This window comes from Thiothrix winogradskyi, assembly GCF_021650935.1.
Lineage (GTDB): Bacteria > Pseudomonadota > Gammaproteobacteria > Thiotrichales > Thiotrichaceae > Thiothrix > Thiothrix winogradskyi.
In genome coordinates this window covers 2,090,995-2,107,066 of sequence record NZ_CP091244.1, presented here as the reverse complement: position 1 = coordinate 2,107,066, position 16,072 = coordinate 2,090,995, and the positions used below count along the sequence as shown (strand labels likewise).

Here is a 16,072-nt window from a genome sequence, read left to right as displayed (position 1 = left end):
AAATCACTCATATTCCCACACCCATGAAGCCGTATTACACAAACTCAGCGTAGCAAACCACTCCCGATTTTGCCAAGCCCTCTGAAACGGTCTACTATTCCCAAAGACACACGACGGAGCTTCCCATGCCAGCACTCGCCGAAAAACTGAAAATTACCCCCGAAGACTACCTTGCCGCAGAAATCGACGCGCCAACCCGCAGCGAATACGTCCAAGGCGAAATCTACGCAATGGCAGGTGCAAGCGACGGGCATGTAACCGTAAACGCAAACTTGATCACCCTGATCAAACCCCACCTGCGCGGTTCGGGCTGCAAGCCCTACATCAACGACATGAAAGTGCGTATCGGCACAGATGATGCCTACTACTATCCCGACCTGCTGGTGTCCTGCGACCCCGCCGACCACAAACGCAACTACATCAAACAGTCCCCACTGTTAATCATCGAGATTCTGTCATCCAGCACCGAAGCCTACGACCGAGGCGGAAAGTTTGCCTTTTACCGCCAATTGACCAGCTTGCAAGAATACGTACTGATTGACCCGCGCACTTACCGCGTCGACGTATTCCGCCGCACCCCACAAAACCGCTGGGAACTGTTCAATTTTGAAGGTGCTGATGCTGAAGTCGAATTTGCCAGCATCAACTTCCGCTGCTCAATGCAAGACATTTACGAAGACGTGGATTTTGAACTGGTTTAAAACGTTACGGATGCCTGCGCCACACCCACCATAAACGCCTGCACCTTCGCCGCATCCTTCACACCGGGCGCAGACTCCACCCCGCTGCTCACATCCACCGCATACACACGACTAATACGAATCGCCTCTGCAACATTTTTCGCCGTCAATCCGCCTGCCAAAATAATCGGCTTGGGGTAATCCTGCGGCACTTGCGTCCAATCAAAGGTTTCGCCCGTGCCGCCCGCCGCGCCCGGTGCGTGGCTATCCACCAAAAAGCCTTGCGCATCGGGGAAACGCGCCGCATACGCCGCAAAGCCACCCGATTCCGCCAAGCCTTTCATCCCCACCGCTTTCAAATACGGGCGCGAAAATTGGCGGCAATACTCAGGCGTTTCCGAACCGTGAAATTGCAAAATATCCAGCGGCACGGCTGCCAACACTTCGCGCACAAAATCCGCATCCGCATCCAAAAACAAGCCCACCGTAGTCACAAAGGGTGGCATCGCCGCGCAAATCTCCACCGCTTGCGCAATGCTCAGATTGCGCTTGCTCTTGGGGTAAAACACCAAACCAATCGCATCCGCCCCCGCCGCGCTGACCATTGCCGCATCCATGACTGAGGTGATTCCGCACACTTTTACCCGACAGCGCATAACCGTGATTCCTGAGCAATAAAAGCCGCCAAGTTACCACAGACAGCTTGTCAGCCAAACAGGAAAGCACAATGCGGTTGCTTTACGATAAGCGCATGTACGCAACACTACCCGACTACAGCACCACCCTGCCCTTGCCCCGTATGGTTCACCTGCCACCGGGGCGCTTCCTGATGGGCGGTATAGATGAGCGCGACGACGTGGAAGGCGGCTGCACTGCCCATGAACGCCCTGCCCGTCAGGTTTACATTGCCGCGTTTGCACTCGGTAAATACCCCGTGACTTTCGACGAATACGATGCCTTTTGCGAAGCCAGCGGTTTTCCACTGCCCGACGACAAAGGCTGGGGACGCGGCAACCGTCCGGTGATCAACGTGAGTTGGGACGACGCGCAAGCCTATTGTCACTGGCTCAGCAGCATGAATGGCGTGACGTATCGCCTGCCATCCGAAGCCGAATGGGAATACGCCACCCGCAGCGGCAGCAACACCGCCTACCCGTGGGGAATGCAAATCACCAGCGCCCACGCCAACCACCAAATGCAGCACGGCATGACCACGCCGGTAGGCAGTTACCCCGCCAATGCCTTCGGTTTACACGACTTGTGTGGAAATGTGTGGGAGTGGGTGCAAGACTGCTGGCACGATTCCTATCACGGTGCGCCCGCGAATGGGCAAGCGTGGGAAGATAGCGGCAACCACCACGAGCGGGTGCTACGTGGCGGTTCGTGGAACGACAGACCGCGCTATTTACGCGCCGCCTATCGGGTCAAGGATTATGCCAGCGGTCGCCAGATCTTCCGTGGCTTCCGCGTGGCACGTTCGCTTTGAGGCTTATTTGAAAATTTCGTCAAAAAACGCTTTCATCGCTGCCCATGAACGCTGATCGGCTTTTTCATCGTACTTCAGGTTGTCAATGCCGTATTTGCCTGCATTCGGGTTGGTGAAACCGTGGCGCACATCGCCACCGTAGGCGACAAACTGCCAATCCGCGCCGGTTTTTTCCATCTGCTCGGTAAACTTGTTCACCGTGGCTGGTGGAACCATGCCGTCAGCATTGCCGTGGAACGCGAGGATTTTGGTTTTGATTTCGGTGCCATCCGGTGCTGACGGCAAGGAACCGTGAAAGCTCACCACGCCGTCAATGTCTGTGCCGCCGTAAGCCATTTGCATCATCGTACCGCCGCCGAAGCAGTAACCAATCGCCGCGAGTTTTTCCGCGTCTACTTTATCGCTTTTCTTGAGCTGTTCCAGACCTGCATTCGCTGTTGCTCGCCATGCCTCAACGTCGGAGGCTATTTCTGTCATCCATTCCTTGGCTTGCTCTGGTTTGTCGGTGGATTTGCCTTCGCCGTACATATCCGCCGCGAATGCGACGTAGCCCATTTTCGCCAGTTCTTCAGCACGGTTTTTCGCGTGGTCATTTAAACCCCACCATTCGTGGACGACTAATACGCCGGGGCGTTTTTCCGTTACGGCATCGTCGTAATACATTTGCCCGACGAATTTTGTGCCATCGAGTTCATAAGATACGGCTTCGCTCTTGACGGCTGCCATGACGTTGCTTGCCAGCAGGGATAAGCCAGCGATTGCCAGCAGTGATAGTTTTTTCATGTTGTACTCCTTTGGGTTGAAGAACCCTCACCCCCCAACCCCCTCTCCCAGAGGTAGAGGGGGAGTAAGACGTTGTATTTCTTAGCCCCTCTACCTTTGGGAGAGGGGTTGGGGTGAGGGCTTATTTAAACGTTCGTTGCACGTAAGCCTCGACCAATGCCTGAAACTCTTGTGCAATATTATCGCCTTTCAGCGTAACGGTTTTGTGTCCGTCTTCGTAAACCGGCGCAACCGGCACTTCGCCGCTGCCCGGTAAACTGATACCAATGTTAGCGTGTTTGCTTTCGCCGGGGCCATTAACCACACAACCCATGACCGCGACCGACATGCTTTCCACGCCTGCGTATTTGTCTTTCCACACCGGCATTTGTTCGCGCAGCCAGTTTTGAATGTCTTCGGCGAGGTGTTGGAAATAGTCGCTGGAGGTGCGCCCACAACCGGGGCAAGCCACCACTTGCGGAGTGAACGAGCGCAAACCGAGTGCTTGCAAGATTTCTTGCCCGACGATTACTTCTTTTTCACGCTTGGCGTGCGGTTCAGGGGTGAGGGAAATGCGAATGGTGTCGCCAATGCCTTCTTGCAATAACACCGCGAGTGCCGCTGTGGAATACACAATGCCCTTGCTGCCCATGCCCGCTTCGGTCAAACCGAGGTGCAAGGGGTAATCGCAACGGCTCGCCAAATCGCGGTAAGCCCGCACCAAACCCTGCACTTCACTGAGTTTGCACGACAAAATAATGTGATCGTGCGGCAGACCGTATTCTTCGGCTTTGGCGGCACTGGTCAGCGCGGATTCGATCAGCGCGGCGTGCATTACGTCGTAGAGTTCCAGCGGTTGCGCACGTTGGTTGTTTTCGTCGAGCTTTCTTGCCAGCAACTCCTGATCGAGCGACCCCCAATTCACGCCGATGCGCACCGGCTTGTCATAGCGGCAGGCAAATTCGATCATTTGCGCGAATTGCTCATCGCGCTTTTTGCCGCGCCCGACATTGCCGGGGTTGATGCGGTATTTGGCGAGGGCTTGCGCACATTCGGGCACAGCGGTCAGTAGCTTGTGTCCGTTGAAATGGAAATCGCCGATCAGCGGTACATTACAGCCCATTTTATCGAGGCGTTCACGCACTTCGGGGACAGCTTGCGCGGCTTCCAAAGAATTGACGGTGATACGTACCAACTCTGAGCCTGCGTGAAACAGTTCCGCACATTGTGCTGCGGTGCGTACCGCATCCGCCGTGTCGGTGTTGGTCATGGATTGCACCACGACCGGGTAATCGCCACCAACGGTGACATTGCCAACCTTCACAGGAACGGTGCGGTGGCGTGGAATAAGGTGATTGTTTGCCATGTTGTTTTCAGTGTGTTGCAAGAATACAGACATTATGCCCTATCGTGCGATAATTGGCAGTGACAGGGTTATTATGGCGGAATTATGCAAACACTTTTTTCTTTGATCGAATCAGCGATACACCCCAACTTCAGTACGTTGTATCAGCAACTTGGTATTGCGGAACAACGCTTCACCGCCGCTCGCAAATTGCACAAAGCGGTGCAGCAACAAGCACCGGATTTTCTAGTCGGCGAATTCATCTACGGCTTTGGCAACAATTACGCCGGAGCAAATGTGTGCAATCTGGATGTGACCTTGCGGGCATTGCAACGTTTTTCCCCGCACACCAAAGTGATCGTGTTCGTGCCACCCAATGAAGCGCAATACGTCGATAAGTTGCTGGAGTTATTCCCGATTCACGCGGTACTGAAATACCCCGTCAGCCCGCAAGCGATGCAGGAAGCCTTACAAGTCCCGCTGTAAATCCGCCAATAATGCGCCGATGACTTCACTCAACGCCTGATTCAAGGCTGCCACAATCTTGCTGGTGCTGACGGGAATCTGCTCCTTACGCACAGCATAACGGTGCTGCCCTAGCAAATGCTGATCCCTTACCCGCACGAGTGAAGCATCCATCACGATTTCCACGGCTGCACTGCCTTTGCCAGCGGGTGGGTATTCCGCCTGAAAGCTGGCAACCCGCAACAGCAATTTGTAATTATCATCCTTACCCAGCATCTGCGCGGAAACCGACTGAAAACTGCCGCTCCGCGCCAACGCATCCAGCATCACCGCGTGCAAATAGTTCGATAAATCATCAGGCCAGCGGCTATGCGCAATAAAATCCTGCTGCAAAAGCGGTTTGATCAACACAATCCGGTCACTGTCTAGCGCAGGGCTGACGGTCACTTTCGGCACATACACATTTGCGTTCAGTCGTTGTGATGCGCTAGCCACCGACGGTGCTAAACGGTAAGTCTGCTCGACCGGCAAATCACTTTTGAACGGCACAGAACAAGCCGACAACAACGCCAATAACAAGGCAAACACCCAATAATTCATCGCGGCAACTCCGTTCCCTGCGGCACAGGCTGGTAAATAATCTGGGAAGGATTCCGCTCCAAACGCTCACTCAACTGGCGCAACGACACGGCCGCTTTGCGTGATTCATCCAACACAGACTTCAGGTTTTCACCCCCTTCCCCCAGCAATTCATTGACCCGTCCTTCATTGTTCACCACCACGCGGTCGATGTCTTGCACTAACTTATCCACCCGCTGCGACGTCTGTTTGATAGAGGCCAAGGTGGATTGCAAGGCTTTCAGATTACCTGCCAACCCCTGCTCGAAACGCTGAACCGCACCATCGAGATGTCCCACCAATACCTTGAGTTCACGGCTAGTTTGGTTGAGGTTGGCGATTAATTCCGGCAATCCGGCAGAGGCTTCGTGCAGATTTTCCAGCAAACCTGCCAAGTGTTCACGGTTCTGCGTATTGAACACCTCATTGGCTGCTGCCACCAATGTGCTCAAGTTTTGCTCCAGCTTTGGCAATTGTTGTATCACCGCATCCATATCCGTCAGCTTGGTGGGAATCACCGGAAACGCATTGCCTGCACTAACGCCCAGCGGCTCTGGTTTCACCGCAGTATCTTGAGCCAAATTCACAAACGGCACACCCGTCAAACCCTGTTGGCGCAAAGTAGCCACCGTCGCTGCATTCACGGGCGTCCCTGTTTCCAGCATTACCCTGACAGCGACTCGCGCCGGGTTATCCGGCAACAAAAACACCTGAGTCACCTCCCCCATCTTGATTCCCATGTAACGGACGTCACTGCCTTTTTCCAGCCCTTCGACAGGCGTATCGAAATGGATGTCATAGTGCACGGTATCCACATAAGGTTTGTCGTAAAACAATCCGGCAAACAAAACCCCCGCCACGGCAGTCACGATGACAAACAAACCAACCAGAAAATAGTGGGTATCCCGTTCCAATCAATTTCCCCTCAACAGCACACGCGCACGTCCGCCACTGAAATATTGCTGTATTTGCGGGTGAGGGTTTGCCAACAACTGACGCAATGTCCCCACCACCACCTGCTTGTCAACCAACATTGCAATGCGGTCACACGTTGAGAATAAACTATCAAGGTCATGCGTGACCATGACAACCGTCAGCTTGAGATTGCGGTGCAAAGTACCGATAAGCTGATCAAACTCTTCAGCAGATACGGGGTCAAGCCCCGATGTTGGCTCATCCAGAAACAATACGATCGGGTCAAGCACCAAAGCTCGCGCCAAAGCCACCCGTTTGACCATGCCGCCGGACAGTTGCGCGGGAAACTTATCCGCCACCGCCCGTTCCAAGCCCACCATTTCCAAGCGTACATACATCAACTCACGGCATTCTTCCGCGCTCAAAGCAGAAAACTCCCGCAATGGAAACTGGATATTGTCCCCCACAGACAGCGAAGAAAACAAAGCCCCACGCTGGAACATCACGCCCCAATCGCGTTTCAGACGGGCAAAATCGTCGGCGGGCATGTGCGTCAAGGCTTGCCCGCTGAAATGGATTTCGCCGCTGTAGGCGTGATCCAAGCCCAAAATGGTACGCAATAGCACCGATTTGCCCGACCCCGACCCACCCACAATACCCAATACCTCACCCCGGTAAATGTCGAGATTCAGCCCATCATGCACCCGCTGTGTGCCGAATTGGGTAACGAGTTGACGAATCGAAATCAGCGTTTCCATCATTAAAACCCCAGCCGGTAGAACAGAATGGAAAACAACGCATCCAGCAACAGCACCAGAAAAATCGAATCCACCACGGCTTGAGTGGTGTGTTCCCCCAAACTGGCAGAAGAGCCGGAAACCCGCATTCCCTGCCAACAACCAATCAACGCAATCACCACAGCGAAAAACGGCGCTTTGATCAAACCTGCCGCAAACGTGCGGAACTCAATATTCGTTTGTACATGCGTAAAGAATTGCACAAATGAAATATCCAGAATGGCAGAGCAAATCAGTGCCGCAGCCCCCAGTGCTACTATATCCGCCAGCACGGTCAACAAAGGCAAGGCAATCACCAAGGCTACCAAGCGGGGAACCACCAGAATCAGGAACGGATCTTTGCCCATTACCTGCAAAGCATCCACTTCCTGATTGGTTTTCATCAGACCAATCTCGGCGGCAAACGCACTGCCGGAACGCCCCGCCACCATGATCGCCGTCAGCAACACCCCCAGTTCGCGCAATACCGAAATCGTCACCATATCCACCGTGTAGATTTCCGCCCCCAAATCACGCAACTGCCCGCCGCCCTGATAGGTAATAACAATACTAATCAGACACGCAATCAAAGCCACAATGGGAATCGCACTAATGCCGGTGGTAAATACGTGATGGAATACGGAACGGAAACGGAAAAGGTATGGGGAAAACAGGCTGGTGAATAAGGCGGACAGGCTGTGTCCGAAGAAAGTGATGAATGAGTGCAGAGTGGTGAGGGTGTGGGAGAAAGAAACCCCTCCTAGCCTCCCCTTATCAAGGGAGGGAGAAGAGCTGGAGGCTTCTGTGGCGGTGAAATACCCCAGATATTCGGCAGGAAAATGCTCAAGGCGGACTTCGTAGCCCTGCCGTATCCAAGATTGTTCCTGCTGATACACAAACCACGCCGCTGTCACATCCAACCGTGCCGCCGCTTGCGTATCCACCACCAAAGGTGTACCCACAATCGGCTGAACTTGCTGCAATGCCGCTTTAATCGCCGCAACTTGCTCAAACGTCCATTCACCTTGCAAATGAAGGTGAAGCTCGCCATCCATTGAAGTTTGCCGTAGTTCAATCATGGCTTATTGTGCCTTGTTCTCGCTATCGGAAGCTATCTCCCATCAAGCGCACTCTTTGTGCTGCCAACGGCCATACTTGGCTGCCGTTAACGGGCAGATTGTTTCCATCGAAACCTTCGCCCTTGCAATACCCTTGCGGGCTGCTGATAAAGTACTTACGCGGCGCAGCGGCATAGCTGAAACCGGCGACTTGCGCGGCGGCTTTGGCACTAAACGTGATCCCCCACATCGTCAGGTAATCGCGGTAATCCAACCCCGTCACTTGCGCCAAGGCAATCACCATCCAATCATTGCTGGATAAGGCTGCCGCCTCCGTGCGGGTGAAGCTCGCAAAACCCAGGCTCACTTTTTTGCTCTCCCACGCCGCATCATTGGCAATGGCACGGTTGAATTCACGCTCCAGAATGTGTAAGCGTGCCAACAAATGCCAGCCATCCAGCAACTTACCCTGATCCTCGGCAAGCATCATCATTTGGATGGTCATGCTCACGCCGCGTGACCAGTTATCCGCCACCGCATCCCAATAGTTTGCCTTGAGGTAAGCTGCCGAATCAGCCTGCCCCACGCTGGCTTGCAGTGCTTCAAACGCCTCTTTAAACGGCAAGGACTGGCAGTCCGGCTCGCCGCCCGTGGTTTTAAAATACTGCGTTTTGCTGTAATACGCATACGGGTTGGTGGACGCATGGTAATTCCAGCCACTAAAACGGAAACGGCTTTTTTCCAACCCATGCCCCAACTCGTGAATGTCACCATGCCCGATCGGGTCAAACGCCCAATACGCATCGTAAGGGTTGCCCGAACAGCCATAACCGCAGGTTGCCTGATCCGCATTCATGTGTTTAACCAGATCCAGATTGTCGATGCTGAAACCCTTGGCGGCGGCGAAATCGTGAATTTCCGGCACAACATCAATGCCAGGGCCTTTGAAACCTGCCAAGACGTGCGGGAAATTGTGGGTGTAACGCATGGTTGCGGCAGCAAAGCCTTCCAACGTGCCACCCCAACGGGTATTGCTAACGGATTGACGCATCTTGTCGAGAGTCGAATGGATTTCAAACGCGGGCGTCACGAATTCCGCCCAATCGTAATCCCCTTTGGCGAGTTTCGCGCTAAAGCTGGCATTGTCTTCACTGCCATCCCAAAACGGGTGTTCGCCGACATTTTCAAAGGTGAATTCGACCGGCTGATCATTCGCACTGAACACAATCTGCACGGCCCCGCCATACGGCGAGGTAAACGCAATGGTTTCACCGGGCTGAAGCGGGAAGGCCGCCGATTGCAACCGTTTAGGGCGCTTATAGCCGTTGGTTTCAAACTCGTGTGTCGACCCCACCCGCAAAGAGTTCACGAAAAGCGCCGTGGTCGTGGCACTGTTATCCTTGCGCGTCACTTTCAGCGTTTGCCCCGGCAGCGCGTACACCCCCGCCGCCCGGAAATGCTGGCGACTGGTCAGCTTCACCGTTTTGGTCACGGGGGTAATATGCCTGAAATCACTGCGGCTGAAATTGCCCATATCCGGCTGCGCGGGGTTAAGCGTGCGGTAGTGATACACGGCATGATCCGCAAACAGTGATTTCAGGAACACGGTGGTATTGGTGGTGTTTTTATCCATCGGGAAACGCACTGCCTGACGGTAAGCGTCACCCAGCAATGCCAACAATTTTTGCAGACGGAAATCTTGCTGGGTAAACAGGTTCACCTTGCGCACATCGAAATCGTGCATCATGCTACGTGCCGCTTCTGCGCCCTGCTGGAACTGTTCCTGCCAACCGACAACCGCATCGCAGTTACCATCCGCACACACGCTCCAATCGAAGGCGTAATCCTGCGCTTTGAAATGCGTCAGCATGGTTTGAATACTGCGGATATTGTCGGGCAAACCACCCAGCGTAGCGGTGACATCAAACGCTTTCAAACCGAGCTTTTTCCAGTAGTTATCCCACTGATACGTGACATTGAACAGCGGTAGCAACTTTTCACCTAATGCTGTCAAATTGCCATCGTGGTGAACATACAGCACCGGGATACCCTGTTGCAGCGCCGCCTGCACATTCGCCGCAATTGCGGCAACATCACTGCCGGGGTTTGCCACTTGCGACACAATCAGCAAGTCGGGTCTGGCTGCCACACAGCCTGCAAGCTTGGCATCGTCACAACTGTTAGCGGCGTTGTAGCTGACTTTGCCCGCGTAATGCGTATCCAACCAAGTCCGCACGCTGGATTCATCCTTGAAATAATAGCTCTCGTCCAAATGCGCCATCACGACATTAAAGGCTTTGGTTTCCAACTCTGCACGCTGGAGCAGCCACTCCACACTGTTTTTCATGAATTGCTGCATTTGCGCATTGGTAACATTGCCCGTGCGCAACGGATTGCCACCAAACACCATGTAACGTGCCGTATTAGCACCGATAATGCCGATTTCCTTGTCGTAAACCGTGTAACCATCGGTATACACCGCATTGGTATGCAAGACACCCGTATTCAAGCCGTAGGTTGATAGCAAGGTCGAGGCATCGTGGGTCGGGTTCCAATCCAACGCCGTCAAGCTCGAACCATCAGCCTTAGCCGTGCCATCCGCATTCAGATTGAAGAGTTTGACTTTGGCATCCAGCAACATATTCCGGTTATCCGTAATGGTCGCCAGCGCTGCATCCAGCAATTCGGTATCCGTCACGGCGGTAACTGCCCCGGTACGCAGTGCCTGTTCCACCGCATCGACATCCGTTACCTTGACCACAATCGAAGCACGGCTGGTTTGCGCACCATCACTCACCGCAATCTGGAAGTGGTAGGTCTGCCCCGCCTGCAATTCCCCTTGCGAGCGGATCACACCCTGATTATCGACCACAAACGGCACCTCACCCTCGACGGCGTAGTGCAAGGTATCTTGTTGGTAATCGACCGCTGTTACCTGCCCGATCACCGTCGCATCCGGCGTATAGCGCTGTGACAAGAAGCTGTATTGCGTTTGTTCCAGATACGGCGCAGAGGGGATGAGTGCATGGTTGAGCTTCACCCCATCCACAATAAAATTCATGCTGAACGAAGCATTACTGGGGTGCAATAACACATTGGATTGCAACAGATTCAAGTCATTGTTCGGCCCGGCGTAAACCGTTACCCCATCCATATTCAGGTCAGTATTGAAATAACCATTCAGACGGTAATTGGCGGATTGCTGCGTATTTTGTGGCTCGGTCAGGATATAACCCAGCAAAATCGTGACATCATTACTGGGACCACTGCTGATGAGTTTGGCATTGGCATCGACATCGCCTGTAGGCAACTGCCCCTTGGTAGTGAAATCCAGCAACGGCGTTGCCGCACTCAGTACCACTGCATCCATCAGCGTAGCCAAATGGTTACGATGGTGAAGGCTAACGCTGTAAGTACCCGCGTCTATGCCGGTAAAACTCAGGGTATTACTGCCCGTTTGCGGGTCAAGCAGCACACCATTGCGTTGCACCAACACCGCTTTACGCCCCAGCAAATTGCGGCTGGTATTATCGCGCACATCCAGCAAGACCCAATCGACCACCGCTTTAGCGCCGGTCACTGCTAACACCGTCGGACTGGCAGTTTCGCTGCCGGTGTAATTGAACGGTGGAAAGTTATAGGGTTGAGCCGTTGGCAAATAGCCTTTGCTGCGTAAATCGTCGCGCATTAAGCCGCTGGTGGGGTCGTATGCGCCTTGGAGTAAGGCTTTGGCTTGCAGGGCAACGTCGGCGAAGGCGGGTTGGATGAAGAACACGAAGGATAAAGTAAACGTCAACCAAAATCGTTTCATGGTGCAAGTCGTTGTTATTATGTTGATATGCTCAACATAATAACAACGTTTGGCATCAGCAGAAGCCGTAACCGATTAACGGCACGGCTTCTTTTTCCGTAACAGCTTAGCGGAAGCTATCCCCCATCAAGCGAGGCTGAGCACCTGCCAGCGGCCAGACCTGATTGCCAGTGACGGGCAAGTTGTTTCCATCAAACCCTTCGCCCTTACAATAACCGCTTGGACTGGTGATAAAGAAACGGCGTTCCGCAGCAGCATGGTTAAACGTCATTACTTGGTCATTGGCTTTGGTACTGAAAGCCTGACCCCACATACTGAAATAGTCACGGTAATCCATCCCTGTCACTTTCGAGACCGCAATCACCATCCAATCGTTACTGCTGATAGCATCTGCTTCAGCCTTGGAATAGCCGGAGAAACCCAAACTGGTTTTCTTCGCATCCCATGCCGTTGTATTAATCCTTGCCCGATTGAATTCACGTTCGAGAATGTGCAAGCGTGCCAACAAATGCCAACCGTCCTGCAATGCACCTTGATGCTCGGCTGTCATCATCATCTGAATCGTCATACTAGCACCACGCGACCAGTTATCACTCACTGCATCCCAGTAATTGGTTTTCAGATAAGCCGCAGGATTGGCTTGCCCAATGCTGGCTTGCAACGCAACAAAAGCATCTTTAAAGGGCAATGACTGACAATCAGGATCACCCGCCGTGGTTTTGTAGTACTGCGTTTTGCTGTAATACGAGTAAGGGTTGGTCGACGCATGATAATTCCACCCCTCTAAACGGAAGCGACCTTTTTCCAACCCATGTCCCATTTCATGAATATCGCCATGACCGATAGGGTCGAACGCCCAATACGCATCATACGGGTTGCCAGAACAACCAGCACCGCAAGTTGCCTGATCCGCATTCATGTGTTTGACCAAATCCAAGTTTTCAATGGTAAAACCATTTGCGGTAGCAAAATCATGAATCTCAGGCACAACATCAATATTAGGTCCTTTGAAGCCAGCCAATACGTGCGGGAAATTATGGATATAGCGCATGGTAGCCGCCGCAAACCCTTCTAATGTCCCACCCCAACGGGTATTACTGACGGATTCGCGCATTTTTTCCAGTGTGGAATGGATTTCAAATGCCGGAGTCACAAACTCTGCCCAATCGTAGTCACCCTTCACTAGTTTGGCAGTAAAATCAGCATTATCGCTGGTATCATCCCAGAACGGGTGCTCACCCACTTGTTCAAAGGTAAAACTCACTGTTTGATCATTCATGCCAAAATCAATTTGGACAGGTCCACCATACGGCGAAGTTAGCGTAATGGTTTCACCGGGCTTAATAGGTACATGCGCAGATTCCAAAAACTTGGGGCGTTTGTAACCCCATGCTTCGTACTCATGCGTTGAGCCTGAACGTAAACTGTTGATGAATACCTTCGTGGTAGTACTACTATTGTCATTGCGGGTAATACGGACAGTTTTCCCTGGCAAAGCATACACCCCAGCAGCCCGGAAATTCTGGCGACTGGTCATCGTGACTGTTTTGGTAACAGGAGTAATATGGCTGAAATCGCTACGGCTGAAATTCCCCATATCGGCTTGCACCGGATTCAGAATGCGGTAGTTATACACTGCATGATCCGCAAACAAGGATTTCAAGAATACAGTGGCATTTGTCGCGTCCATATCCATCGGAAAAACGACTTCCTGCCGATAACTGTCACCCAACAATGCCAATAAGCGATAGAGGCGAGACTCGTTGCTCTGGAATAGGTTTACCTTACTCTCATCCAACAACGTCATTATCGCACGCACCTTATTTGCCCCCGGATAGAACGCTGTATTCCGTGTCGCGATGCTGTAATCATTGGCTTTGAAGTGCTTTAGCAGCGTTTCAACGCCTGCCAAGCCTTGTTTTTCCCAAGTAGCCGCCTGCATAGCCGTGACATTTGTCCAGTTAGCCGCATCATTTGCCCAATAATTCCCACCATACGGCAGTGAGAATTTGAGCAAATCGGCAATCGCGTGGGCAACATCGTTATAATCTTCATACCAAGTGTGCAGGTACAACACAGGTTTGCCAGCGGTCATCACCGTCGCCAATGCCTGCCGGATGGTTTGTGCATCAGCATTATTACCCTGCCACCCTGTTACCACCAAATCCGCACTGCCATAACACGTTGCTAAGGTTGCTACCGTATTACAGTCGGTCACTGTCCAACTGGGGTACTTTTTAGCAATCCATGCCTTGATTTCCGTGTGTTCACTGCTCACAAATGACAGGGCGATTTTACGATTACCACTCAAGGCATTGGTATTAACAGGCTCACCTGCCAATAACCAAGCCAACAAACGGCTAAAAGGCGTTTCAAACGTTAAGCTCTTATTTGCTTGGAACAACTCCATCGGTGATATACCAAATGCGGCATAGCGAGCCGTGGGTGTTGTGCCTGCCACTGCCAAGGTATTGCCTTTATTTCCCACCACAATAGGGAAAACACTGTCGACCCAAGGTTTGAAATTAATCAACTGAGTGCGATTACCGGGGGTATAAGCAATAGAATTTGAGCCATACAGCGCAGTCAGTAATGACGGGGTAGCTTTTTGACTGGCTAATGCCGCAATGGTCGCATCCAGCAATTCTTCGCTGGTAGCAACGCTGGCATTACCAGTACGCAAGGCATCTTCCACCGACGAACTGGCGGTCACATTAACAGTAATGGGCGCACGGCTAACATTCGCACCATCACTGACCACCACATCAAAGGTATAGGTGACACCCGCTTGCAATGCCGTTTTCACCGTGATTTTACCTTGTGCATCAATCGCAAAGGGAATCGAACTCCCCTCCAATGCATAACTAACACTGTCCAACTGGTAATCAACCGCTTTGACCGTGCCCACCGTTTTGCTAGGGCAATCGCATTAAATATATCTTGTTTTACAAAGCCCTAAGTTTTAGGCTTGGTAGCCCCTGGTCTGCCTGTAACGATTTTTAGTAGGTAATCCTCATCCCAGCCTGCGTTAAGACGTTTGTTTTTCACGCCGAGCTTGACGGTTTTTTCGGTTTTGACCAAATTGAGGGCAATATGCCGAACAACCGCCATATTCGCATCGCTGTTACCGGAACGCATTCGTTGGTCATCTTCGCGGAAAGCGTAGTCCAATACCCAATGCAAATTGTTCTCGATGCCCCAATGCGCACGCACGATTTGCCCTAAACGTTCAGGGTTTGAGGCTTCCATACTGGTGATGAAGTAACGGGTTTCTTCCGTGGTTTTGTCCTTGCATTCGCGGGTAGCCGTCACAGCAATGATGCTAGTGAGCTTAGGCCAATGAACATGGTCTTTCTTTAACCAGTCGATAGCTGATGTGGCGCGTACACTACGGGTCTCAATCCGTCCATGTCCACCGTCATAGCTGACATGTCCCACGGGTGGGCAGGTGTTAGCCGATTCAAAGAACAGCTTTACGTCTTGGTGAAGTGTGCCTTGATTACCCTTTAAGCTGAGCAGGTAATCTGCACCTTTGTCTACGATTTGTAGGGCAATGGCGGTTTGGCATCCCATCGCATCCAGCGTCACCACTGCTCCTGCAATATCCAGTTGCATCAATAGTTTAGGGATGGCAGTGATTTCATTGGACTTGTCATCCACCCGCTGCTGACCTAGCACCAACTGGTTTTGAGTTGCCCAAGCACTGACCATGTAAATGGCCGACTTATCTGATGCGCTATCAAGGCTACGGCGCAGGCATTTACCATCAATGGCAATGATTTCACCGTCACTAAGGTCGCCCAAGTCTGCCACCCAGCGACTAAAACACTCACTGAACTGCTGGGTGTCGATCAACCCAAAAACGCGCCCAAAGGTATCGTGTGACGGGATACCATGCTTCAAATCCAGTACGCTGGTGAACCACTTTTCTTTGGCTCTGCCAAACTGTTCGATGGATGCCCAGTCATCCGCGCCGCAAATCACCGCGCACAGCGTGATAAAGAAAATGTCGCTCAGTTTGTGTCGCTTACGGCGATCTAAGCGTGGGTCAGGGATTGAAGCAAAGTGTTCGAGTATCGAGGCTGTCGGGCGGAGTTTCATCAGGCAACCAAAAGCATGAAAGGAAACAAGCTTAAGGGACTTTTGTCAAGACCAT

At 52.4% G+C, this 16,072-nt stretch carries 13 protein-coding genes; 3 read left to right on the top strand and 10 right to left on the bottom strand.

What is annotated here, in order from left to right; all coding sequences use genetic code 11:
* Nucleotides 1-125: 125 nt before the first annotated feature.
* Entirely contained in the window at nucleotides 126-701 is a 576-nt protein-coding gene (locus L2Y54_RS10750) for a Uma2 family endonuclease (RefSeq protein WP_236501893.1), read from the top strand.
* Here L2Y54_RS10750 and L2Y54_RS10745 read toward each other — a convergent pair.
* Nucleotides 698-1,336 carry a phosphoribosylanthranilate isomerase gene (locus L2Y54_RS10745; protein ID WP_236501892.1) on the bottom strand — a complete coding sequence of 213 codons (639 nt, stop codon included), beginning with the start codon at nucleotides 1,334-1,336 and terminating at the stop codon, nucleotides 698-700. The two genes, L2Y54_RS10750 and L2Y54_RS10745, sit on opposite strands and share 4 nt — an antisense overlap.
* A 95-nt stretch (nucleotides 1,337-1,431) precedes the next feature.
* On the opposite strand from L2Y54_RS10745, the gene L2Y54_RS10740 reads away from it, so the two are divergent.
* Entirely contained in the window at nucleotides 1,432-2,166 is a 735-nt protein-coding gene (locus tag L2Y54_RS10740; RefSeq protein ID WP_236501891.1) for a formylglycine-generating enzyme family protein, read from the top strand.
* A gap of 3 nt (nucleotides 2,167-2,169) precedes the next feature.
* Here L2Y54_RS10740 and L2Y54_RS10735 read toward each other — a convergent pair whose 3' ends face one another.
* Nucleotides 2,170-2,949 carry a dienelactone hydrolase family protein gene (locus L2Y54_RS10735; RefSeq protein ID WP_236501889.1) on the bottom strand — a complete coding sequence of 260 codons (780 nt, stop codon included), beginning with the start codon at nucleotides 2,947-2,949 and terminating at the stop codon, nucleotides 2,170-2,172.
* Nucleotides 2,950-3,070: 121 nt separating this feature from the next.
* Nucleotides 3,071-4,294, bottom strand: coding sequence for a flavodoxin-dependent (E)-4-hydroxy-3-methylbut-2-enyl-diphosphate synthase (gene ispG, locus L2Y54_RS10730; protein WP_236501888.1), 1,224 nt, complete (start codon nucleotides 4,292-4,294; stop codon nucleotides 3,071-3,073).
* An 84-nt stretch (nucleotides 4,295-4,378) separates the two neighbouring features.
* Between ispG and L2Y54_RS10725 the strand changes: the two genes are divergently transcribed.
* Nucleotides 4,379-4,759 (top strand): hypothetical protein, encoded by a 381-nt coding sequence (locus L2Y54_RS10725; protein WP_236501887.1) that lies wholly within the window; start codon nucleotides 4,379-4,381, stop codon nucleotides 4,757-4,759.
* Here the strand turns inward: L2Y54_RS10725 and L2Y54_RS10720 are convergent.
* The 7 genes from L2Y54_RS10720 to L2Y54_RS10690 all read right to left on the bottom strand — a co-directional run bounded on the left by L2Y54_RS10720 (nucleotide 4,742) and on the right by L2Y54_RS10690 (nucleotide 16,017).
* Nucleotides 4,742-5,338, bottom strand: a complete 597-nt coding sequence (locus tag L2Y54_RS10720; protein WP_236501886.1) for an ABC-type transport auxiliary lipoprotein family protein — start codon at nucleotides 5,336-5,338, stop codon at nucleotides 4,742-4,744. The genes L2Y54_RS10725 and L2Y54_RS10720 overlap by 18 nt on opposite strands.
* Nucleotides 5,335-6,270: an MlaD family protein gene (locus tag L2Y54_RS10715; RefSeq protein ID WP_236501885.1), complete on the bottom strand. Its 936-nt coding sequence runs from the start codon at nucleotides 6,268-6,270 to the stop codon at nucleotides 5,335-5,337. The genes L2Y54_RS10720 and L2Y54_RS10715 overlap by 4 nt, the downstream gene beginning before the upstream one ends.
* Nucleotides 6,271-7,032: an ABC transporter ATP-binding protein gene (locus tag L2Y54_RS10710; protein WP_236501884.1), complete on the bottom strand. Its 762-nt coding sequence runs from the start codon at nucleotides 7,030-7,032 to the stop codon at nucleotides 6,271-6,273.
* The gene (locus tag L2Y54_RS10705; protein ID WP_236501883.1) at nucleotides 7,032-8,126 is read right to left on the bottom strand and encodes an ABC transporter permease; all 1,095 of its coding nucleotides are present in this window, start codon (nucleotides 8,124-8,126) and stop codon (nucleotides 7,032-7,034) included. Before L2Y54_RS10705 ends, L2Y54_RS10710 begins: the two co-directional genes overlap by 1 nt.
* 22 nt (nucleotides 8,127-8,148) lie before the next feature.
* Nucleotides 8,149-11,916, bottom strand: coding sequence for an ImpA family metalloprotease (locus L2Y54_RS10700; RefSeq protein WP_236501882.1), 3,768 nt, complete (start codon nucleotides 11,914-11,916; stop codon nucleotides 8,149-8,151).
* Nucleotides 11,917-12,022: 106 nt separating this feature from the next.
* Complete coding sequence (locus tag L2Y54_RS10695; RefSeq protein ID WP_414718470.1) at nucleotides 12,023-14,560, bottom strand: ImpA family metalloprotease; 2,538 nt, start codon at nucleotides 14,558-14,560, stop codon at nucleotides 12,023-12,025.
* 311 nt (nucleotides 14,561-14,871) lie between these two features.
* Complete coding sequence (locus L2Y54_RS10690; RefSeq protein ID WP_236499760.1) at nucleotides 14,872-16,017, bottom strand: ISAs1 family transposase; 1,146 nt, start codon at nucleotides 16,015-16,017, stop codon at nucleotides 14,872-14,874.
* Between the last annotated feature and the right edge of the window lie 55 nt (nucleotides 16,018-16,072).